The following is a 20865-nucleotide window of genomic DNA, read 5'->3' as shown; positions in this document are numbered from 1 at the left end:
ATTCATAGATTTATTTTAAGAAATGATTTGATTTCATTTAAAAAATTGATTTCATTCAAAAACAACATATTTCGAAATCAATTTCCCGTGCTGAAATCGTTTCACTAAATCTTCTTCATCCGCATAAGGCCGTTTCAAAATCAATTCTTCCGCCATGGATTTATTCAGCCCCGGCAACTCTTTTAAAATCGAAAGCGTTGCCGTGTTTACATTAATCGGATACGGAACGCCCGTAATCGAGCGGAAACCGTGATTCGTCACAAGAATATCATAAAAACGATTGAGCGGCAAGTATTCGGGAACCGCAATCAAAAGCGGATACGTTCCGAATTGGCGCCCGAATGTTACGGACTTTGAACCGCTTTTTTCATTTGAACTTTCTGAAACTTCCGCGAATACGTCTTTTAGGACTGTTCCGACCGGAACAACACGGCGCAGCATCAGCAAATCAATTGTTTTTCGAACGAGTTCTTTGTGCGCGCGGAAGAGTTTTTCGTTTTTGAAATCAGTGATTTTGTTATCGGCTAACGGTGTTTTTTGAAAAACCATCACTTGGCGGAGGTTGATTCTTCGAACCATTAAACCTTCGTCATAGATTTGCTTTAAAAAATCGTAATTGAACTGATACGTTTTTTTCGTTTCGCCAAGCAATCCGTAAACGAAATTAATGCCCGGCAAAATCTCGGGCATGCCGTTTGCGCCGCGCGCCGCGCCGACTTCGTTGACGAGGCGGACGGCCGCAAGAACCTGCTCGGGCGTTGCTTTGAGTCCGTTTGCTTCAATGACGGCAGGATCGGCGCTTTCAATGCCCATCGCAATCACGTCTCCCGGCGTGTGATATTTGACAATCGTGTTTAAAATTTCACGCGACTCTTCGGGATATTCGGCAATCGTAATCGGATTGCCGTTGTCCATATGAAGCGTTTTCAAATCGGGCGCAACGCGGCGGATTCCGGAATATAATTTTTCAATCGCCGCAGGGTTTGGTTTTAAAATCGCGCCGCCGTCATCAATTCCTTTGTAGGCGAATAAATCCGGCTGACGGCCGATTCGAAAATGGCGGACGCCGTTTTGGTAAAGCAATTCGGTTTCGGCGATAATGTCCTCCTCCTCTCTGAAATCGGGACGGCCGTAAAACGCTTCCGTGCAGAAGGAGCAATGCTTTTTTCGGCCGCAGCCGCGGTAGGTTTCAAGCTCGCAGATAATGTTCGGGAAATCGGGGTGCTGTTTTGCAATGAATGCGCCTCTTTTTGACCAATCGGCAATTTCCTCGGTTGTTCGATAACGGTGCGCAAACGGCGGCTGTCCTTCTTTATTGGAAAAATAATCATAAACAAAACTTTCAATATCTTTTTGCGCGACCGTTACGTCTTCGGGCAAAAAGGAAAGATTTGAGGCGGCGATTCCGCCTTCATTGGAATAGCCGAGGCGAATCGGGCCGCCGAGGATTTTAACGCCGTCTGAGAGGCGGAAAAGCGCACGGATTTCGTCGGCGGTAATCGGCGTTCCTTTCAAATATTTGCCGGGGACGGTCATTCCGGAAATGATGATGAAAACGTCGGCGGATTTGAATTGTTCGGTCAGCGTTTTTCCGGACGCACGGACGGTGTCAATCGTGAAATAGGAAATGTCGGATTCAGAAAAGCCGGCGGCAATCAGCGCGCCTGCCGTGTATCTCGGATAGGGGGAAAGATAAGGCGGAACGCCGAAACAGGCGGGCTCATCCACATAACCGTCGAGAATAATTGCTTTCATTGTTTTTTCCGGTCCGTTCAATTCTGTTCAATTCCATTCAAATTCGATTCTTTGATTTTCTTGTCAAATGAATACCTTTATTTATTTATCTATCTATTTTTCTGTCATGCCTACAATCGGAATTGCCGACACAACTTTTGCGCGCTACAATATGGGCGCGGCCGCCGTTGACGAACTCAAGCAGCGGGTCAACGCGAAAATCATTCGCGTTACGGTTCCGGGAATCAAAGATTTACCCGTCGCCGCCAAAAAATTAATTGAAGAACAAAACTGCGACATCGTGATGGCGCTCGGCATGCCGGGCGCGAAAGCGCAAGACAAAACGTGCGCGCACGAAGCGTCACAGGGAATAATCATGGCGCAGCTGATGACAAATAAACACATCATCGAAGTTTTCGTTCACGAAGACGAAGGGCGCGACGATAAAGAACTCGCTTTTTTAATGGACAGCCGAACGCGCGAACATGCTCAAAATGTTGTTAAAATGCTTCAATCCCCCGACCAATTGATTAAAGAAGCGGGAACGGGACAGCGCGAAGGATTTGCCGACGCGAAACCCGTCGGGCAATGAACGAAAATCAAAAACAAAAAATTAATAAATCAATTTGCGGTGAATCAATGATTATTTCTTTTGCTTCTGTTTCCAAACAAAATGTCCGCGATTTTGAAAACGGAGAAATTGATGAAAGCAAATTCATTGAAATTTTAGCAAAAGCCGAGCGGATCGGTTTGTCTCAAATCGACCGCGCGGCAAATATTTTAGCCGGCGACGATGAATTTTCAAAATATTGGGAAATCACGGGCGCCGGCGAAATTTTAGCAGGCGGCAACGGCGAGGCGCTTATCATTGATCCGGTTTCGTTTGAAGATGAAGACGGCGGCGGTTTTGAAATTTGCGACCCTGCCGTTTACATGATGAATGAAGAAGTGAAAGAGGCCGCCGCGCTTTTGGCTGAAATTGATGAAAACCAATTCAAAGCCGCGTTTGACGCGAAAATGAAAAAACTCACGAAATGGAGCTTTTTGAACAAAAACAAAAAAGCGCTCAAAGAAAGCGCGCCCGAGATTTTTGAAACATTTTGGGACGAAGTTCAAATGTTGAGAGATTTTTATCAAAAGACGGGCGATGCGGGAAATTGTGTTGTAATTTTTGTGATGTATGAAGATGCAGATTTTGAATAAAATAAATTTAAAAAACAAAACGACCGCCTCCAACAACGAGTTTCGCAAGCGTAGCGAATGAAAGGAGAAGTTGGAGATTCGCTCCAAAATTTCAATAAAATATTGTTACCGATTCAACAATTCAAAATTAGACGGAGAAGTTTGAATTGTTTATTTTTCTTTATTTTATCCGCAGCTCTCAATTTTGCTCACTTCGCTCACAAAATTTCGCGTTGCGGTCGTACTCGAACTTTTCTTTCATTTCAACAAAATCCAAACATCGTTTTTGAAAAATAATACAAAACTGATTTTTCAATCTCAAAAATGTCTGAATTAAATATTTATCAAATTACTTGATACATGGTTTAACAATCGAAGTAATCAAAACAATTATCAAAACAAGAAAAAGGAGATTCAAAAAAATGACAATTAAAATCGGATTTGTTGTTGCCGAATTCAACAGAGATATCACTTACCAAATGGAAATCCTCGGAGAAGAACACGCCAAATTCCTCGGCGCGGAAGTCACCGAAAAAATCTACGTCCCCGGCGCTTATGATATGCCGCTTGCGATTAAAAAATTGCTCGAAAACAAAGACATCGACGCGGTTGTCACCGTCGGCTGTGTCATTGAAGGCGATACCAGCCACGATGAAGTCGTTGTCGCGCAGGTGACAAGAAAAATGACCGACTTGTCGCTCGAATACGGAAAGCCTGTCGCGCTCGGCATCTCCGGCCCGGGCATGACGCGCATGCAGGCGATGGAACGCATGGACTACGCCAAAAGAGCAGTCGAAGCGGCTGTTAAGTTGATTCAGCGCGTTTAAGCGCAGTTTTTATTTTTAAAAAGTTAAATCATCGGCTGAATTTTCAGCCGAAACTGTTTTATTAATTCTGATTTTCATGAATTTATTTATTATTCAAATTTTGATTCATTGGTTTTGTTGAAATAGGTGCGGAAAAATGATTTCATCCAGAATAGAAAGAGTTGAAGAATCGGCGACAATCAAATCTTCCAAAAGAGCGAAAAATTTAATCAGTCAAGGCATTGACATCATCAATTTCACGCTCGGTGAGCCGGATTTTGACACGCCGGCAAATATCATTGAAGCCACTCACCGCGCAATGCTCGCCGGAGAAACACATTACTCCGCCGGCGCCGGGATTCCGGAACTCCGAAACGCGATTGCCGACAAACTCCAAACCGAAAACAACATTCCGACATCGGCCGAAAACGTCATGGTGACGCCCGGCGCAAAGCTTGCCATTTTTGAATCTATGATGACGCTTGTCGAAGAAGGCGACGAAGTTCTTTTATTCGACCCCGCTTGGGTTTCTTATGACGCCTGCGTGAAAATGGCCGGCGGAAAAACCGTATGGGTGGAAACCGATCCCGACAGAAATTATCGGCCGACGAAGGATTTAGCGGAATACGTCACCGACAAAACAAAAATGATTGTGATTAACACGCCCTGCAATCCGACCGGCGCGGTTTATGAAAAAGAACAATTGCAGGAAATCGCCGACTTGGCAATTGATCATGATTTCCTGGTCATGTCGGATGAAATGTATGAAAAAATCATTTACGACAAAAAGAATTACAGCATCGCCTCGTTTGATAACATGCACGAGCGCACTCTGACGATTAACGGTTTTTCAAAAGCGTACGCGATGACCGGGTGGCGTCTCGGCTACATGGACGCGCCGCAACACATTTTCAAGAGCTTGGAGAAAATCCAAAGCCACACCATCAGCAACGTGACGACTTTTATCCAATACGGCGGTGTCGAAGCGCTCACCGGGCCGCAGGACGAACTTCACAAAATGCAGGCGGCATTCAAAGAGCGCCGCGGTGTTTTGGTCGAAGGTCTCCGCGAACTCGGACTGAAATGCGCGATGCCCGACGGCGCTTTTTACGCGTACCCCGATGTCAGCGAATTCGGAACCGGCGAAGAAATCACAGACCGCCTGCTTGACGAAGCGCATGTCGCAGTCTCTCCCGGAATCGCATTCGGCGAGTCCGGCAAAAACAACATTCGCATTTCTTACGCGGCCTCCGTTGACCGCATTCAAGAAGCGCTTGTCCGAATGGAAAAAGTGTTTCAGTAATCATAAATCAAACTTTTGTCAATTGTCGCCGTTTTTCGGTATTACAATTGGCACCTTTTCGTATTACAAAACTGTTTTAAACAAATGTATCCTATTTTGAATGATTCAAATTTGGAGATGAAAAAATGACTGAGATTCCGTGGAAAAAAATCGCTGTTTTCGACATCAATCACGGCGGACTCTCAATTGCGAAGCAATTGAAAAAAAACGGTGCTTCACCAACTGTTTTTGACACTTACAAAAAGATTCCGCCCGAAAAATTAAAAATGTATTCGAAAGATTGCGATTTTTTGGTAACGAATGATGAAAACGCGCTGACCGATGATTTTGAAATCGTCTGCATGCCCGTTCATTTAAGCCCCGAAAACAGTTTTTACAAAAAAGCGGTCGAACTCGACCTTCCGATGATGACGCATCACGAAACGGTCGGCAGAATCCTGAGAAGCGATTCGAGAATTGCTGACCGTTATTTGATTGAAATCACAGGCGTTCGCGGCAAAACCAGTACCGCCGTCTTACTTGCGCAAATGCTTTCCTACAAAAACCGCGTGCTTCTGCACACTTCGGAAGGCCTGACATTTTGGGACAACGGCCGCTTCGAGCGGATTGAGCCCGGCATCAGCATAACGCCGGCTTACATTCCCGATTTGGCAGACTTGGCGTTTGAGCGAAAATACAATCCCGACACACTCATTTTTGAAGTTTCCCTCGGCTTTACGGGCGCGCAGGACATCGGCATTTTAACTGAAGCGCAGCCGGATTACTTAATTGCGGGCGGCGCGATGACATCAACGGATGCCAAAACCAAAATGATCAGCCGTTCCAAAGAGGGCAGCGTTTTCGTCATCAACTACGATGATTTGGAAACCGTTCAGAATTATATTCGGGAAGATCAGGAATTTATTATTTTCGATGACTCCGGCGCGGCGGTTGCCGAAAATACGCCGACGGACGTTTATGTCAATATCACAACCGATTCGGATGACGAATGCGTCGCGGATATTGAGTCGTCAAGAACAGGAATCGTATTCAGAGCACCGCTCTCTTCGGGCTACGATGTAAATTCTTACACAACGGCAATGGCCGCAGCCGTTGCAACCGCGCTTGAATTAGACGTTCCGGAATCTCAAATCGCGGAAGTCATTTCAAACTTTGAAGGCGTGAAAGGTCGAATGCGCGAATATGAAGAAAACGGCCGATTGATCATGGATAATTCCAATTCGGGGCTTACGATTGAGACGGCGGAGACCGCGATTCAATATATGCTTGAGAAATATTCGGATAAAAAGTCGCCCGATTACGACACGTCCAAAAAGATAACGCTTGTCATCGGCGAAGAAGAAAAAACAGTTTGTGAAGGGCTTGATCCTCACGACGTTGAAGAACTTATTGTCAATTATAAAGATGAAATTCAAAATTTAATTCTTGTCGGCGAACGCATGAAACCGTTTGTTGCAATCGGAAAAGCCGACTTGAATTGTGAAACGCTTGAGAAAACGGAAGATGAAATATTCTGTAAAGCGCGCTGCGCCGAATCGTTTAAAGACGGCCTCGCGCAAGCGCTTGAAATATCGGAAGACGGCGACATCATCATTGCCGCAGTCAAGTGTTTTAGATAATTAGGTAAAAATAAGGTTAAAAAATGACGGAAGAGAAACTGATTATTCACCCGAGGCCGAGTTCGATTGTGGCCTCGCTTTATACGCTCCGCGATTTAAACGTGGACGTCGCGATTTTACACGGGCCGCCCGGCTGTTCTTTTAAACACGCTCGGCTTCTTGAAGAAGACCGCCTCCGCGTTTTGACAAGCGCGATGGATGAAAACGATTTCGTCTTCGGCGGCCGGGAAAAACTGGAGCGGACCATTCAACAGGCCGTTGACTTGTTCAATCCGAAAACAATCGCTTTGGTCGGCACTTGCACGAGCATGATTATCGGCGAAGAGCTGACGGATTCAGCCGCTGCCGCGCCCGACGGTGTCGATGTCATCTGCGTTGAGACGCACGCCGGCTACGCCAACAACACCGACGGCGTTGTCAGCGTGCTGGAGCCTGCAATGGAATGCGGCATGATAACGACGGAAGAGCTGGAGCGTCAGCGCCGATTGCTCGCGGAAGCGACCAACGTTGAAATTCGTCACGGTGCGGCCAGCAAAGGGTATTTGGCGCCGTCCCGCGGTGATATCAAATACAAAACGGCCGAGCGTTTAATTGAAATTATTCGAAGCGGCAAAAAAATTGCCGGCATTTTAAACGCGAAAAAGGAGACGGCCTACATGTTCGCCGACGAACTCATCGCACTTTACGAAACGGCGCGGCTTTTCGGCATGGAAGAAAATATTACGATTTTTTCAAACACCGACATCAATCTCGGCCTTACGCGCGTTCGCGAACACGCGGCCAACGTGATGAAAGCGTTTGACGAGCAAAGCATTCCCGTTCACGAAATCATCGGCGGGCTCGACGAATACGCGGTGACGGGAGATGTTGTTTCAGATTTGATTCTCAACAAATACGGCGTCTGTAATGTAACGCGCCGCTGCGGCATGTTTGAAGCCGCGGTTATTGCCGGCGTTCCGCACGCGCTCCCGATGGAAGCGTTTGCCGGCATGGAACTCTTCTCCATTACGAACGGTCCGAGACAAGTGGCGCCGCTTAAAGATATGGGACACCAGCACGTGATGGTGGAAATTGATCTGCATCCGCAGACCCTCGGTGTTTCAACAATCGTTGCATCAGAATTCGGCGACACGCTTCGAGCGGTTGCGGCAGACATAATGGCGGCGGAAATCGGAGAGAAAAAATGAAGAAGATTATTGCAATTTACGGAAAAGGCGGCATCGGAAAATCCAGTACGGCATCCAACATGGCGGCAGCCTGCGCGCTCGCCGGCAAAAAGGTGATGTTAATCGGCTGCGATCCGAAAAGCGATTCATCAATTACGCTTCTTGGCGGCAAAAGGATTCCGACCGTCCTCGAATCTTTGAAAGCAAAGAAGAATGTTGAAAAAGATGACGTGATTTTTGAAGGTTTCGCAGGCGTGAAGTGTATGGAAGTCGGCGGTCCCGAACCCGGTGTCGGCTGCGCCGGCCGCGGTATTATTGTCGCGATTGAAACGCTGAAAAAGATTTATCCGGAATATTTGGACAATGATTTGATTATTTACGACGTTCCGGGCGACGTCGTCTGCGGCGGATTTGTCGCGCCGATTAAGAAAGGGTTTGTCAACGAAGTTTACGTTTTGACATCGGGTGAATACATGCCGCTTTATGCCGCAAACAACATTTGCCGCGGATTTAATAAAATCGGCATGGAACTCGGCGGCGTCATCTGCAACTCTCGAAATGCCGATCGCGAACACGAACTCGCCGAGGAATTTTCAAGTTCAATCGGCAGCAAGCTTATCGGTTATATTCCGAAAGATCCGCTCGTTCAAAGCTGCGAGCGCGACGGTTTTTCGGTTCTTGAAAAAGCACCGGATTCCGAGATTGCAGGCGTTTACAAAAAACTTGCCGAAGATTTGCTTGCCAATAACGAACGCGTGAAAGCAACGCCGCTTGACGATGACGAACTCAGAGAATTGTCAAAAAAATACAGCGTTTGATTCAAATAAATTTTAAAAAGGGAGAAAAATGACATCCGACAACCGCCAAATTCCGAGAATTTTAATCTCTGCCGACCGCTCATCCTCGGGAAAGACGACGATTTCAATGGGCATTATGGCCGCTTTGAAGGCGCAGGGCTATGTCGTTCAACCGTTTAAGGTGGCGCTTGATTACATTGATCCAGAATACCATACGGAAATTGTAGGCCGCCGCTCCCGAAATTTGGACGGCTATTTGATGGAAGAAGAGGGCGTCATTGATGTTTTTACTCACGCCTGCAATTCTTTGGAAAACGACGAAAAAGGCGCGGACATTGCCGTCATCGAAGGCGTTCGCGGTTTGTATGAAGGATTAACCGCAGACACCGACATGGGCAGTACGGCGCAGATTTCGAAAATGCTAAAATGCCCCGTCATTATGGTGATTAACGCGCGCAGCATGACGCGGTCGTGCGCGGCGCTCATTAAAGGGTTTGCGTCGTTTGATCCCGATGTCAATATTGCAGGCGTTGTTTTAAACAATGTCGGAAGCCAGCGCCACGCGGATAAAGCAATCACGGCGATTGAAAGCGTGACGGGAATTCCGGTCATCGGCGTTGTTTACAGAAATCCGGAGCTCGACTTTTGGATGCGCGAACTCGGTTTAATTCCGATACCGGAAGGTCGAAAAACGTACGACAGATTCGCCGAAAGAATTCGAGTGATTGAAGAAACGGTTCAAAACAGCGTGAATTTGGAAAAATTAATTGAAATCGCAAACACAGCCGGACCGATTCAGGCGCCGGCAAAAAGCCGTTTTGAAGAACGCCCCAAGATTCCCGGCGAAATCGCGCCGAAAATCGGCGTGGCTTTCGATGAAGCTTTCAACTTCTACTATCCGGACAACATGGACTTGCTGCAGGCGCAGGGCGCGGAAATCGAATTTTTCAGCCCGATTCGAGATTCGGAATTGCCGGATGTTGACGCGGTTTACATCGGTGGCGGAACGCCTGAAATTTTCGCGCTTGAGCTTTCTCTGAATGAGTACATGAAAGAATCAATTAGAGAAGCATCGGTCGCAGGAATGCCGATTTTTGCCGAGTCGGCCGGCATGAATTATTTGACGAAAAACATGACGATTAAAACGCGCGACGCGCCGGATGTTTCGTTTGATATGGTCGGAATCTTTGACTGCGAAACAGTTTACGGCAGCGGAAAACGCGTTGTCACTTACACGAACGGCGTTTTTGAAAAGGACACGCCGATCGGAAAGAAAGGAAATCAGTTCATCGCACACGAATTTCACCATTCGATTTTGGAAAACATATCAGACGACATCGAATACGCGATTGATATTTCGCGCGGTATCGGAATAAAGGATAAAAAAGACGGCATGATTTCGAAAAACACAATCGGAACGTATGTTCATTATCACGGCTCTTCTTATACGGATTTTGCCAAAGAATTCGTTAAAAGCGCGCGAGACTATCAGAATAAAAAATGATTCTTTTTATTTTGATATTTTTGCTTTTTTGAAAAAACGAAAGATATTTCGTTTTTAAACTATTTTTTAATTTATTTTCATCTTTTTTAATTTATAATTATAATTTGTCATTACAAATTAATTTCAATTTTCAGCACCCAGAGAACCGATGGCAAAAACTTACATTTTAAAATTTTCAGAGGACAGCTGAAATAAATCGACACCAAGAGATACATTTTTTTTGAGAAGTCCATGCAAATGTCAAAAAAAAGAGTTATATAATAAAAGGATTCATACAAAAGAACATAGAATAATATACCAACTGTATAAATTATATCAAAAAGCATTTAGACTGTCAATAAACATTCTAACAGTAAATAATACCAATAACGAATAAATGCGAATAAAACGGAGCAGAATATGAAAAATTACGGGAACAGATTCAAAAAAACACTCACCGCCTTGATTCTCATTTTACTGGTCGTGAGTCTTGCTCCGGCGCAAGTATCCGCCGGAGAACCGACCGCGATAGTGACATTTTATGCGAACGGGGAGAAATACGAGACAGAAACAGTCATCATCGGGCAGGGCGCATCCGTGCCGCTCGCGCCGGCGATTCCTTCCGGCATGGTTTCATTTATCGGATGGTCCACCGAATTAAACGGGCATGATAATTTATACAATTTTTCAACGCCTGTAACCGGCAATTTGAACTTGTTCGCGCAATATTCCGATAAACATCTGATTTCATTCAAAGATGCCGATGGCGACATTTATTATACGCAATTGGTGGAAGCCGATGATTATGTTGTACCCCCCGAAGCGCCGCCGAGCGGGACCAATGACGTTTTTGTTTATTGGGTCATCGGAGACACCTATGACATTTATGATTTCAGTCTGCCCGTGAACAGCAACATTATTTTAAGACCGATTTATGACAACTCCTATTACATTTACTTCAATTCGATGAAGGGAACTCCTGTCGATAACCAGTTAATCGGCATCAACGAAGCCGCAGCCGAGCCGGCAGACCCGACACGCGTCGGATACAATTTCGCGTTTTGGAGCAAAACGATGAACGCAAACCCGACCAATTTGGGAGCAGCCTATGATTTCTCGGCGCCCGTCACAGAATCATTTACACTGTACGCGATTTGGAAAGCGGACAGCGTTAACAAACCCGAAGTGAAAGTCATCATCTGGAAAGAAAAAGAGAATCTTCCGCTTCTGTTTGATAAAACGGATGCCAACAATTATGTTTATCATGACTCGTTTGTGATTTGGGAACTTGCCGGCACGACGGTTGAAATCACCGAATCCGATATGAATTCTGATTATTCGTATTACATCCCAAAACACAGCGAATTTTCGCGCTCCGTTCCGGCCATCGTCGAAGGCGACGGCTCAACCGCTGTCAATGTTTATTACACGAACACGATTTACACTTTGTATTATTATTTGAACAACAGTTCCGCCTCCATGATTGACAGCAGTCAGTCCCCTGCAAAAACGTATACAAACACGACGAACGAAGTGGATCAATATTCGATTCAACTCAAACTTGGAATGGATGTTGAAAAAATTTGGCCGGTGAACGGAAATGATAATTTCAGCATTCAAACAGCTGCTTCGGGATATTCATTCCAGGGCTGGTTGATTCCGCTCGGATTAAATGCCGAGACAGGTTCTTTAGTGAATACGGTTTGGGTTTCAAAGAGACAAATCGTAACCGAAGAAATGCTGCCGGATTCGACTTACGGAAACGGATCGGAAACCGAATTCACTTTAAGCGGTTATTGGATTAACAACGGCCTGGACACAAATTTAAGATACATGTTTGAAGCACTCCCGGGTGAAGGAAAAACCGGAACATTGGGCGTGGATTACGTTGAATACAACGGCAAAGTGTATATTAACGCCACTCAATACAGTCAAGTCGCAATTTCAAACGGTTCTGCTTTCAAACCGAAGAGCATCGAGGGTGAAACGGCGTTAACGGAATATGCGCTTCAATTAAATGCGGTGACGGAAGAGTTGGAAGACATTTCGGGGATAAGCTTCACGCAGTATTTTGTTTATGACCGCAAAAAATTCGGCCTTGAATTTGACACTTTAGGCGGCAGCGCGATTACGGGTCAAACAAACATAATGTTTGAAGAGCCTTTGGTAAATTACATGCCGGCTGACCCGACACGAACAAATTACGTCTTTGTCGGCTGGTATGAAGACCGCGAATATCAAAAGCCGTATGATTTGGAAAACGCGCTCATGCCGAACGGAAATTTGGAATTGTTCGCGAAGTGGGAGCATGAAGGCGTCACCGCGACATTTTTGGATCAAAACGGCGGCGTGCCGCTCGGCGTTCAGAATGTGAAGCTGGGCGAATCAGTGCACGCGCCTGTCAACGCGGATTCTTATTTCCTTGAAATCGGCACGGCTTATCCTGGTTTAGGCGTTTTCAAAGGATGGTATCACACGCTGAACAACGGATTGATTGTGCCTTATGATTTCATGATCGGCATCGAGAAGAATGCTGTGATTTACGGTTTGTACAAAACCGACGGATTCAAAGTGACTTATGACGAAAACGGCGGAAGCGGAACTGTCCCGACAGATCCCGAAACGTACAAAGTAAACGCTTTGGCACCGGTTAAAAACGCGGCGCTGACAAAGGATTCCATGATTTTGGCCGGCTGGCAGGAAAAGGACAAAACCGGCATGATTTACTATCCGGATTCCACGATTAAGATTTACGGAAATGTCAATTTTGAAGCCGTTTACGCTGATTCAAGTTCGCTCGTCAATTTGATTTACAATTCGAATTACGGCGGATCGGAGACGAAAACGGACACGGTGATTGAAGGACGCGCATACGCTTTAAGAGACAATCAGACGTTTAAGAGAAGCGGATACGTTTTGACAGGCTGGTCGGAAACGCCGGGAGCAACAACGCCTCAGTATGACTGCGGCGACAGCTTCTTGATTCCTGCCGGCGGCACGACTTTGTACGCGACGTGGGAAGAAGTTCAATACTTTACAGTCACGTTTGCGATTCGCGATGCTGATTTGAATAAAGGAAGAATTACTTCTCAATACGAATTCAAAGTCGAAAAGGGCGCGCTCAGCGTTCAGGCAATTCCTGTCGCCGTTCGTCCTTTGGTCGAAATTATTCCGGACGCGTACGGTGAATACAAATACAGATTTACAGGCTGGAGCGCGCTTCCTGTGACGATTACAAGAGATTTGATTGTTTACGCCAATTTCGAAAGCCTTGAAAAAGGCGGCGGAGGAGGCGGAACGGCAATTGTGCCGCCGACAGAAGAAAACAAAGAAGACGGCGGCGGACTCGGAGACAGCGGCGCGCCTGACGCGGCGGCGGAAGGTTTTGAAACACCGATTGTTCCCGGAAATCCGGTCCTGAAAAACTCAATCATTTTGCTGTTCCCGATTGCAATCGTGATTTTCATCTACTTCAAAAAAGAAGAACAGGACGAGGAATGAAATGAGATTCGCTCTCATTTCATTTTTTTAATTTTTCAATTTTGTTCGATAATTTGACAAATTGTTTTTTGGTTTGTCGTTTGTTTTTTGTTCATTCGTTTTTTGTTCATTCGTTTTTTGTTCATTCGATTTTGATTTCATTTGATAAATTCGAAGTCACGGAATCTTTTTTAACTTGAATCAATGTTTAGTTGTCATCAGTTACAAGTCAGGTGTGCTTTTTGAAAATGCAGATTAAAGGAAACTATGTTGTCGGGGACGCGCAAGCTGTCGCAACGCTTTACGAGACGGGCGGCTTCGGGCGGCCGCGCGACGGCAGTCTTCAGCTGCGCTTTGTTGAAGCCGCTTACCTTTTGTCACGCGGCAAAATTGCGATTTTGAAAAACGGCAAAGAATTGGATTTTGACGAATTTATTCAATTTGCGGCGCTTGCCGAAGATTTTTTCGAACTCAAATACATCGTTTACAAAGATTTGAAAGAACGCGGCTATTACGTTCAATCTTCCGCGACGGATTTCAGAGTTTATCCGCGCGGCGGAAAGCCGGGAAAAGGATCCGCGAAGAGCTACGTTTTCGTGAGATCGGAACGCGTTCCGATTCCGCTGTCAGAACTTCTCGGACTCATTAATGAAGCGCAGAATGTGCGAAAACAATTCATTCTCGCCGTTGTCGATGAAGAAAGCGACATTACATTTTACGATGTAAAACGTTCCGATGCAGTCGGCAGTTTCGAAGGCGGCATGTCCGCGCCGTATCCGGCGGAAGCAAAGAAAGAAAAGCCGGTGAAAGCGGTTTTGTTTAAAGAGCGCGTGATTTTATCGGACAAGGAAACTGCGGATTTACTTTACAACCGCGCATTTTTTGGAAGAAAAATGGACGACGAGCGCCTTTTGCTCTCGCTGCCCGAGTCTTTGTATTTGGCGGAAAACGGAGTTTTGGAACTTTACGAAATGGACGGAAAAAGGCTTTCAAATGAGGATTTTTCTAAAAAAGCCTCCCTCATTGATTCCGAATTTTCGAAAAAATATACGATTTACAAAGAGCTCAAAGAGAAAGGATTCGTTCCGAAAACCGGTTTTAAATTCGGAACGCATTTCCGCGTTTACCGCAAAGTCGAGTCGCTGGACAAGATTCCGCACTCGGAATTTTTGTTAAACGCGATTTCGACGGATTATGAATTCCATTTGCCGGCGACATCGGGCGCGATTCGCTTGGCAAACAGCGTTCACAAAAGAATGATTTACGCGGCGGATTTCGGCGGCAAGCGCGAATATGTTGAATTTGAGCGCATTAAAATGTAACAGCGAGAGACTGATTTTTCATGTTTACGATAATTGCAGTCGATATTTCGGGAAGGCATCGGATTGATGCCGGCTATTATATGGTTTGCGCCGCCGCGTCCCTTGAAATGACACCGACATCGATTGAGCGTGTCAATGAAATTAACACCGACGCTTTTTTATTTAACAAACCGCTGGAACTGCCCGATATTGTGAAAATCATTGAAACGACGGCGGCGAAAATCAAGAAGAAAGGACCGCTGATTGTTGAGCGCGGCGATCTTTTTAATTTGGACGAAAATTTATCAAAAACTTTGTTTTCACAAGAAATCCGCTATCAAGAATCCATCGGCGAGCGAAAAGCAATTGAGCTTGCGCATTATGTTTCGCTTTCGACGCGGAATTTATTGCTCAAAGAAACGGGAATGGACATTCGTTACGAAAGTGAAGAGGAAAGCGAAGAAAACGAAACGGACGGTGATGTCGAATGAATCCTTACCAAGAAAACGGCGCGGACGCTTCCCGGAATGTGATTCTTGTCATGCGCATTGACCCCGATTCGGACGCGGAAGACAATTCAAGAAAGCTTCAGGAATTTTCAGAATTGACAAAAGCACTTAATGACCGCGTTGTTGATATCATCACACAGGAGCGCTATCCCGATCGAAAATATAATGTAGGCAGCGGCAAAGCAAAAGAAATTGCAATCGCCGCGCGGGACAAAAAAGCGAACCGCGTCATTTTTTATGACCCGCTGTCAACGTCTCAAATTTACAATATTTCAAAGCTTTGCAATGAAGCAGGTGCAAGCTGCCGCGTGATGGACAGATTTCAGCTGATTTTAGACATTTTTGCACAGCGCGCGACAACGCACCGATCCAAATTGCAGGTGGAGCTTGCGCGCCTGCGCTACGAGCTGCCGAATGCGCGCATGCTTGTGTCGCTTTCCAAGAAGGAAGAGCGCGCCGGCTGGGGCGGTCTCGGCGATTATGAAGATTCTTACGAGCAGGACATTAAGAAACGGATTGCGAGAATCACGGCGGAATTGAAAAAAGCGGATTTGGAAGAAGAAGCGCGCCGTGTTTATCGTCATAAAAACGGTTTTTTCATTGTCTCGCTCGCGGGTTACACAAACGCCGGCAAGAGTACGCTTTTTAACGCGCTCGTGGATGAGGAAACGGAATCCAAAAATATGTTTTTCACGACGCTGATTCCAAAGACACGAGCGCTTCTTATCAATAAGCGCAAAATTCTGCTGACGGATACGGTCGGCTTCATTGAAGATTTGCCGCACTTTTTGGTGGACGCTTTTCGCTCAACGCTTGAAGGCATTTATTTTTCCGACATGATTTTGCTCGTCGTTGATTTCAGCGAACCGGCGGAACATATTCGAAAGAAACTGATGATCAGCCACGAAACGCTTTGGGAAAAAAGCACGTCCAATATCATCACCGTGCTCAACAAATCGGAAACGATGAAACCGGCGGAACGAAAAAGGAAGCTTCAGGAATTAGAGCATTTGATTTACAATCCGATTTTCATTTCCGCCAAAACAGGAATGGGCATACAGGATTTGGTTAATAAAATCAATGAAAACCTGCCGCTGCTTGTGACGAAAACGATTTCGCTCCCGAACGACGAACGCGGCGCTGCCGCCTTGTCCTGGTTTTACGACAACGGCGTTGTTGAAGAAATTTTATACGGGAAATACATGACGTTTGAATTCAGCGCGACGGAAGATGTGATGGCGAGAGCGGATGACGCGGTTTCAAAAGCGCAATAAAGCCGCCCTAAATCTTTTTTTAATATTTTCCGCTGAAAACGGTATGTTTGAGACATTCGAATTTCCGGGAAGAATCGGAACATGAACAAAAGCGGCATCGTTTTGCCGTTCAGTAAAGATATTTTGCAGCGCTTCTTTTGTACAAACTCTTGAAATGTTTGAAAAACCCGCACCTTGAGCAATGACTGCCAAATCCGCAGTTTTGTAAGCCGGACTGATTTGATTTCCGGTGCTTCCGAAAGTGCCGTTGTCCAATGCGAAAATTGTCAGATTTGCAGGATTTTCGGCAGCGATCACCGGCAAAACGGAAGAGCTGAGCAGGCTGCCGTCGCCGTCAATGACGTAAACCGCGCGCCTTGAACAGAGGCTGCAGCCGAGTCCGATTGCGGAAGCCTGCGTGTAGCTGCCGAGCATGTAGAAATTTAATTCGCGGTCTTTGTAAGCATATAATTCTTTGGAAGGGATGCCGATATTTGAAATTAAAACGGCGTCTTTTGGAACATTTTCCGCGATTGCGGAAATCGCATCCCGTCTTTTCATAGAAAGATCTTTGAATCCGTCAAATGAAATCGTTTTATTCGGGCAGTCTCGCGGCAGATATTCTGTCGGTTTCGCGAGCAAATCCGCCGAAGATTCCCAAACAGACGGCAGAATTAAAGCAACAGCCGGCGTATTTTTTTCATAAGCGGTTTTTATGATTTCGCTTAAGTTTTTCAAATCGGCGCTTTTTGCAAAAATACGATACGGAATGTTGTAAACGTCTAAAAGTTCCGGCAATTTTTGATTGAACGGTTTTTGCGCTTCAATCGTTTCATCCGGTCCGCCGCGCCAGCTGGCAAGTATCGGAAGCGGTATTTTGTAAACACACGTCAGCGACATCAAAGCATTAAGCATATTGCCGAGGCCTGAACTTTGAATTGACAAAAACGGCTTTCTGCCGGAGAGATAAGCACCGGCACAGATGCCGACGCCGTCTTCTTCGCGCGTGATGTCAACCGTTTTGAAAGAATCATAAAGCAAAGACGTGAAACGTTTGTTTTTGTCGCAGGGAAGAGAAACGGCAAGGTCGATTCCTTCTTCTTTTAAAATTTCAATGACGTTTTCTTCAATCATTTTAAAACCTCTTTGAGTTCGTTTGCGGAAAATTCCGAAGAAACGGCGGCGGCGACATCAATCGGAATTTTCCCGAGATCTTCTTCGATTTTTTTAAAACCGCCGCCGGTCAAATTCAAAACGATTGTTTCATTGGCGCAAACGATTCCGTTTTCCGCCGCCTGAATCAAACCGGCAAACGCAACCGCTGCCGCCGGATCCAAATCAATTCCGGTTTCATTTTCAAATATTCGAAACGATTCTTTCGCACTCGAATTATCAACCGCGGAAATATCGCCGCCGCAGGCGCACATCGCATCAAAAACGCCGCCCGGAATTCCGTAAGGCGGCGTCCGATTTGTCAAAACAGGAGAGTAAACTGAAGCAATAGAAGAGTCGGAGAAATCCGAAGCATTTATGTCTCGGCTGCCGCGTTTCCAAGCCGAAAACATCGGCGTAAACGGCTGATTTTGAATCAGATGTAATTTCGGAAGCGATGATCCGAACCGACCGTCTTGAATCAGCCGCTTTGACGCTTCCCACGCGGCAATGCCGCCTGTTCCCGAGCCGACGGCTTGGAAATAGCGATTCGGAAGGCGGCCGATTGTTTCTGCGGCGTTGAGCATAACCGTTCCCATACCATCGCGCCGCGCAACATTTTTGGCGCCGCCTTCGGAAACAAAACCGTCTGATGCGCACAGTTTTTCAGAAAGGCGAATCGCATCCGAATAATCACCGGAAACGGCAATCAATTTGATATTCGGGCCGGCAGGCGTTACCGTCCAAAGCGAATCCAATGAAGTTTCCGGAACAAGCAAAACAACGGATGCGCCTGTTTCCGTGCAAGCTTGTGCAAACGCACGTCCCGTATTTCCGGCGGATGCGACGACAATGGACTGAGTATGCGGCGCGCGTGAAAGCGTCGGATACGCTTCCAGTTCTTTAAAAGAGCCGGTTTTTGCGTAAGCACCGATTTCGGGCGCCCAGCCTGTAAATGTGAACCAAAGATTGGGAAGTCCGACCGTTTTGGAGATGTTTTTGTTTTGAAACGTAATCGGACAAGCAGTTGTCGGGATTGTTTCAGAAACGGGAAGCCAATCAAAATAGCGAAACAGTCCGGGAAGCTCGGGGCGAACGCTGAACTGTTTATTTTGATAAACCGTTTGAAGAAGACCGAAATGGTTGCAGCATTCCAAAAAAGAATAATCCGGCGGCAGGATTTCATTGCCGCCGAAACATTTGAGCCGATAATTTCCCGTTTAAATCACCCACCGGCCGAATTCGATTTCGGATTTAAGAAGAGAAGCCGCTTTTTCGCCGCGCCGCCGATCAGATTGTCTTAAACGAATCGGCACTGTTTTGCCGTTTACGAAAAGACTGCCGCCGTCTGCGGTAAAAACACCGTTCGGACAAGCGGACGTACATGACAGGCAAAAAACGCATTCATCGGAAACAATACAAGAATCTGAAATCGCGCCGGTCGGACAAAACGCCGCCGCTGCGCATTCGCCGCACCGATTACATTTTTCAGGAGAAACGGAAATTTCGGCATCAACTCCTTTCCAAACAGCTGCATACGTCGTTTCGGCAACGATTCGGCGCGATGAGACGTCAATAATCGGAAGGGAAATCTTTTCATCCGTTATTTGAAGCGCGGCGTATGTTTCGGTGTCCGTTATCGGAATGACGGAAGCAACGGATGTCAGGCATTCGGCACCTTTTGCGGTGACAAAGCCGCCCATCAAATCGGGATTCATTTCAAACATATCGGCTGCCGCGGATAAATTCGGTTTATCTTTTGTGCTTCGCGTCCCCGTTCCGATGATAATTCCGGGCGCGCCGTTAATTAAAACAAAAGTCCCCGGTTTGTGATGTTTCAAAAACGGATCGTTTTGAAGCGGATTGATTTCACCGCAGCCGGAGACGGTTGCTTCTTCCGATTCGCCTTTGAGAGGCCGAACGGAAAATATTGTTGAAACGGATTCATCGGAAACGTTGACAAAAGCGGTATAATTTTTAAAAGCGCCGCGTGTGAGAATTATTCGGGCGGTATTAAAATCGTCAATCGTCAGTGTTTTTGTAAAACTGTCGTTATCCGTTTCAATTTCTGCGAGAATTGCGCGGCGCAAAACGAGATCTTTAAACAATCGGCCGCCGCCATACTTTTCTGAATCTTTGGAAACGGCGGTTCCGAGAACGATTAAATCAATAAAACCGTTGTTTTCATTCGGACAGGGACCGATGACAGTCGGAACACCGTTGAAAAAAACGGATTTTGCTTTTCCAAAAACACCGGCTTCCGTCGCCTGAAATGAAAAGACGGCGATTGTTCCGGACATTATGCCGAATGTTCCGCAGGTAACGGCATCGATTTCATCAATCGCCGGAATTTTTCCTTCGCGGATTTTTGTTTTAAATTCGGATGCCGTCATCACGCGAATTTTATTTTCATTTTGAGCTGCCTTCATCATAAAACAATCACCCCTTCGACGCGAACATGAATTCCGGATGGTTTGTTCAAAACCAAATTGACAAGTCCCGAATGCGCCCGATGCATCATGCAAAATCCGGGAAGAAACGAATAACGTTTACCGAATTCCGGCGGATTTGAGATGACTTGCGCGCGCCCTTCAAACCCGATCATATGATACATTTTCACATCTTTAATTTCGGAATTTTCGCGTGCTTCTGCCGGGCTGACAACATACCCGATAATGACGCCCGTCACGGGATCTGCTTCGCGAACTTTAAGAACATGCTGAACGGGACATCCGGCGCCGGCCGGTCTTCCGAGAACCAAATCGTCCGCCCGAATGTCCATTCGTTCCGTTAAATCCGGACGAAACGGCAAAATGATTTTTCGAGCGGACGGCTCGTTCGGAAAAGCGTGAATGACAAAATCATAAGGCATTCCCGTCACGTCCGTTCCGGAATAACAGGAATCGGAAATTATCGGGAACGGCGATTCTTTAGAAGACGAAGACTTGCCGGAATAGAAAATGCAATCGGAAACGGCTTTAGATTTTCGGGCAACTGCCGCTGAAAAATCGGCGCAGGTTTGAAAGCCGCAGACGCCGCAATTTTTCCCGGGCGGTGTCCATTGTTTTGATTCGGACATT

The 20865-nt window shown here is 46.1% G+C and carries 16 protein-coding genes and 1 pseudogene; 12 read left to right on the top strand and 5 right to left on the bottom strand.

The window, feature by feature from the left end; all coding sequences use genetic code 11:
* Nucleotides 1-51 precede the first annotated feature (51 nt).
* The gene (locus MmiEs2_RS01215) at nt 52-1755 is read right to left on the bottom strand and encodes a radical SAM protein (protein WP_316559619.1); all 1704 of its coding nucleotides are present in this window, start codon (nt 1753-1755) and stop codon (nt 52-54) included.
* 106 nt (nt 1756-1861) lie between these two features.
* On the opposite strand from MmiEs2_RS01215, the gene ribC reads away from it, so the two are divergent.
* The 12 genes from ribC (at nt 1862) to hflX (ending at nt 16654) form a co-directional block, all read left to right on the top strand.
* Nucleotides 1862-2326: a riboflavin synthase gene (ribC, locus tag MmiEs2_RS01210; protein WP_316559618.1), complete on the top strand. Its 465-nt coding sequence runs from the start codon at nt 1862-1864 to the stop codon at nt 2324-2326.
* A gap of 47 nt (nt 2327-2373) precedes the next feature.
* Nucleotides 2374-2937, top strand: coding sequence for a DUF1877 family protein (locus tag MmiEs2_RS01205; protein ID WP_316559617.1), 564 nt, complete (start codon nt 2374-2376; stop codon nt 2935-2937).
* Between the two features lie 401 nt (nt 2938-3338).
* A complete protein-coding gene (gene ribH / locus MmiEs2_RS01200) occupies nt 3339-3743 on the top strand; it encodes a 6,7-dimethyl-8-ribityllumazine synthase (RefSeq protein ID WP_316559616.1) in 405 nt (134 codons plus the stop codon).
* A gap of 136 nt (nt 3744-3879) precedes the next feature.
* Nucleotides 3880-5025 carry a pyridoxal phosphate-dependent aminotransferase gene (locus MmiEs2_RS01195; protein WP_316559615.1) on the top strand — a complete coding sequence of 382 codons (1146 nt, stop codon included), beginning with the start codon at nt 3880-3882 and terminating at the stop codon, nt 5023-5025.
* A 125-nt stretch (nt 5026-5150) separates the two neighbouring features.
* Nucleotides 5151-6644, top strand: a complete 1494-nt coding sequence (gene cfbE / locus MmiEs2_RS01190; RefSeq protein ID WP_316559614.1) for a coenzyme F430 synthase — start codon at nt 5151-5153, stop codon at nt 6642-6644.
* A gap of 23 nt (nt 6645-6667) precedes the next feature.
* The gene (gene cfbD, locus MmiEs2_RS01185) at nt 6668-7831 is read left to right on the top strand and encodes a Ni-sirohydrochlorin a,c-diamide reductive cyclase catalytic subunit (protein ID WP_316559613.1); all 1164 of its coding nucleotides are present in this window, start codon (nt 6668-6670) and stop codon (nt 7829-7831) included.
* Entirely contained in the window at nt 7828-8628 is an 801-nt protein-coding gene (gene cfbC / locus MmiEs2_RS01180; RefSeq protein WP_316559612.1) for a Ni-sirohydrochlorin a,c-diamide reductive cyclase ATP-dependent reductase subunit, read from the top strand. The genes cfbD and cfbC overlap by 4 nt, the downstream gene beginning before the upstream one ends.
* A gap of 28 nt (nt 8629-8656) precedes the next feature.
* Nucleotides 8657-10111, top strand: a complete 1455-nt coding sequence (gene cfbB, locus MmiEs2_RS01175; RefSeq protein ID WP_316559611.1) for a Ni-sirohydrochlorin a,c-diamide synthase — start codon at nt 8657-8659, stop codon at nt 10109-10111.
* A 399-nt stretch (nt 10112-10510) separates the two neighbouring features.
* Nucleotides 10511-13591, top strand: coding sequence for an InlB B-repeat-containing protein (locus tag MmiEs2_RS01170; protein WP_316559610.1), 3081 nt, complete (start codon nt 10511-10513; stop codon nt 13589-13591).
* A gap of 227 nt (nt 13592-13818) precedes the next feature.
* The gene (gene endA / locus MmiEs2_RS01165; protein WP_316560215.1) at nt 13819-14892 is read left to right on the top strand and encodes a tRNA-intron lyase; all 1074 of its coding nucleotides are present in this window, start codon (nt 13819-13821) and stop codon (nt 14890-14892) included.
* 20 nt (nt 14893-14912) lie between these two features.
* Complete coding sequence (locus MmiEs2_RS01160) at nt 14913-15362, top strand: DUF2209 domain-containing protein (protein ID WP_316559609.1); 450 nt, start codon at nt 14913-14915, stop codon at nt 15360-15362.
* A complete protein-coding gene (hflX, locus tag MmiEs2_RS01155) occupies nt 15359-16654 on the top strand; it encodes a GTPase HflX (protein ID WP_316559608.1) in 1296 nt (431 codons plus the stop codon). The genes MmiEs2_RS01160 and hflX overlap by 4 nt, the downstream gene beginning before the upstream one ends.
* On the opposite strand, the gene comE is transcribed toward hflX, so the two are convergent.
* The 4 genes and pseudogenes from comE to MmiEs2_RS01135 form a co-directional block, all read right to left on the bottom strand.
* The gene (gene comE / locus MmiEs2_RS01150) at nt 16640-17767 is read right to left on the bottom strand and encodes a sulfopyruvate decarboxylase subunit beta (RefSeq protein WP_316559607.1); all 1128 of its coding nucleotides are present in this window, start codon (nt 17765-17767) and stop codon (nt 16640-16642) included. The genes hflX and comE overlap by 15 nt on opposite strands.
* A pseudogene (locus tag MmiEs2_RS01145) lies at nt 17764-18984 on the bottom strand (cysteate synthase); the annotation flags it as partial. The pseudogene MmiEs2_RS01145 and the gene comE, both read right to left, overlap by 4 nt.
* Before the next feature lie 21 nt (nt 18985-19005).
* Nucleotides 19006-20217, bottom strand: coding sequence for a methanogenesis marker 16 metalloprotein (locus tag MmiEs2_RS01140; protein ID WP_316559606.1), 1212 nt, complete (start codon nt 20215-20217; stop codon nt 19006-19008).
* Nucleotides 20214-20864, bottom strand: coding sequence for a (Fe-S)-binding protein (locus MmiEs2_RS01135; RefSeq protein ID WP_316559605.1), 651 nt, complete (start codon nt 20862-20864; stop codon nt 20214-20216). The genes MmiEs2_RS01140 and MmiEs2_RS01135 overlap by 4 nt, the downstream gene beginning before the upstream one ends.
* Nucleotide 20865: the final 1 nt, after the last annotated feature.

The sequence above is a fragment of the Methanimicrococcus stummii genome (assembly GCF_032594435.1).
Classification (GTDB): Archaea; Halobacteriota; Methanosarcinia; order Methanosarcinales; family Methanosarcinaceae; genus Methanimicrococcus; species Methanimicrococcus stummii.
Note: the sequence above shows the minus strand (reverse complement) of the source record. Positions and strands in the feature narration are given on the sequence as shown.

What these genes read in the sequence shown, in the direction of transcription:
- MmiEs2_RS01215 (WP_316559619.1), bottom strand. Translation starts at nt 1,755, where the DNA reads ATGAAAGCAATTATTCTCGACGGTTATGTGGATGAGCCCGCCTGTTTC.
- ribC (WP_316559618.1), top strand. Translation starts at nt 1,862, where the DNA reads ATGCCTACAATCGGAATTGCCGACACAACTTTTGCGCGCTACAATATG.
- MmiEs2_RS01205 (WP_316559617.1), top strand. Translation starts at nt 2,374, where the DNA reads ATGATTATTTCTTTTGCTTCTGTTTCCAAACAAAATGTCCGCGATTTT.
- ribH (WP_316559616.1), top strand. Translation starts at nt 3,339, where the DNA reads ATGACAATTAAAATCGGATTTGTTGTTGCCGAATTCAACAGAGATATC.
- MmiEs2_RS01195 (WP_316559615.1), top strand. Translation starts at nt 3,880, where the DNA reads ATGATTTCATCCAGAATAGAAAGAGTTGAAGAATCGGCGACAATCAAA.
- cfbE (WP_316559614.1), top strand. Translation starts at nt 5,151, where the DNA reads ATGACTGAGATTCCGTGGAAAAAAATCGCTGTTTTCGACATCAATCAC.
- cfbD (WP_316559613.1), top strand. Translation starts at nt 6,668, where the DNA reads ATGACGGAAGAGAAACTGATTATTCACCCGAGGCCGAGTTCGATTGTG.
- cfbC (WP_316559612.1), top strand. Translation starts at nt 7,828, where the DNA reads ATGAAGAAGATTATTGCAATTTACGGAAAAGGCGGCATCGGAAAATCC.
- cfbB (WP_316559611.1), top strand. Translation starts at nt 8,657, where the DNA reads ATGACATCCGACAACCGCCAAATTCCGAGAATTTTAATCTCTGCCGAC.
- MmiEs2_RS01170 (WP_316559610.1), top strand. Translation starts at nt 10,511, where the DNA reads ATGAAAAATTACGGGAACAGATTCAAAAAAACACTCACCGCCTTGATT.
- endA (WP_316560215.1), top strand. Translation starts at nt 13,819, where the DNA reads ATGCAGATTAAAGGAAACTATGTTGTCGGGGACGCGCAAGCTGTCGCA.
- MmiEs2_RS01160 (WP_316559609.1), top strand. Translation starts at nt 14,913, where the DNA reads ATGTTTACGATAATTGCAGTCGATATTTCGGGAAGGCATCGGATTGAT.
- hflX (WP_316559608.1), top strand. Translation starts at nt 15,359, where the DNA reads ATGAATCCTTACCAAGAAAACGGCGCGGACGCTTCCCGGAATGTGATT.
- comE (WP_316559607.1), bottom strand. Translation starts at nt 17,767, where the DNA reads ATGATTGAAGAAAACGTCATTGAAATTTTAAAAGAAGAAGGAATCGAC.
- MmiEs2_RS01140 (WP_316559606.1), bottom strand. Translation starts at nt 20,217, where the DNA reads ATGATGAAGGCAGCTCAAAATGAAAATAAAATTCGCGTGATGACGGCA.
- MmiEs2_RS01135 (WP_316559605.1), bottom strand. Translation starts at nt 20,864, where the DNA reads ATGTCCGAATCAAAACAATGGACACCGCCCGGGAAAAATTGCGGCGTC.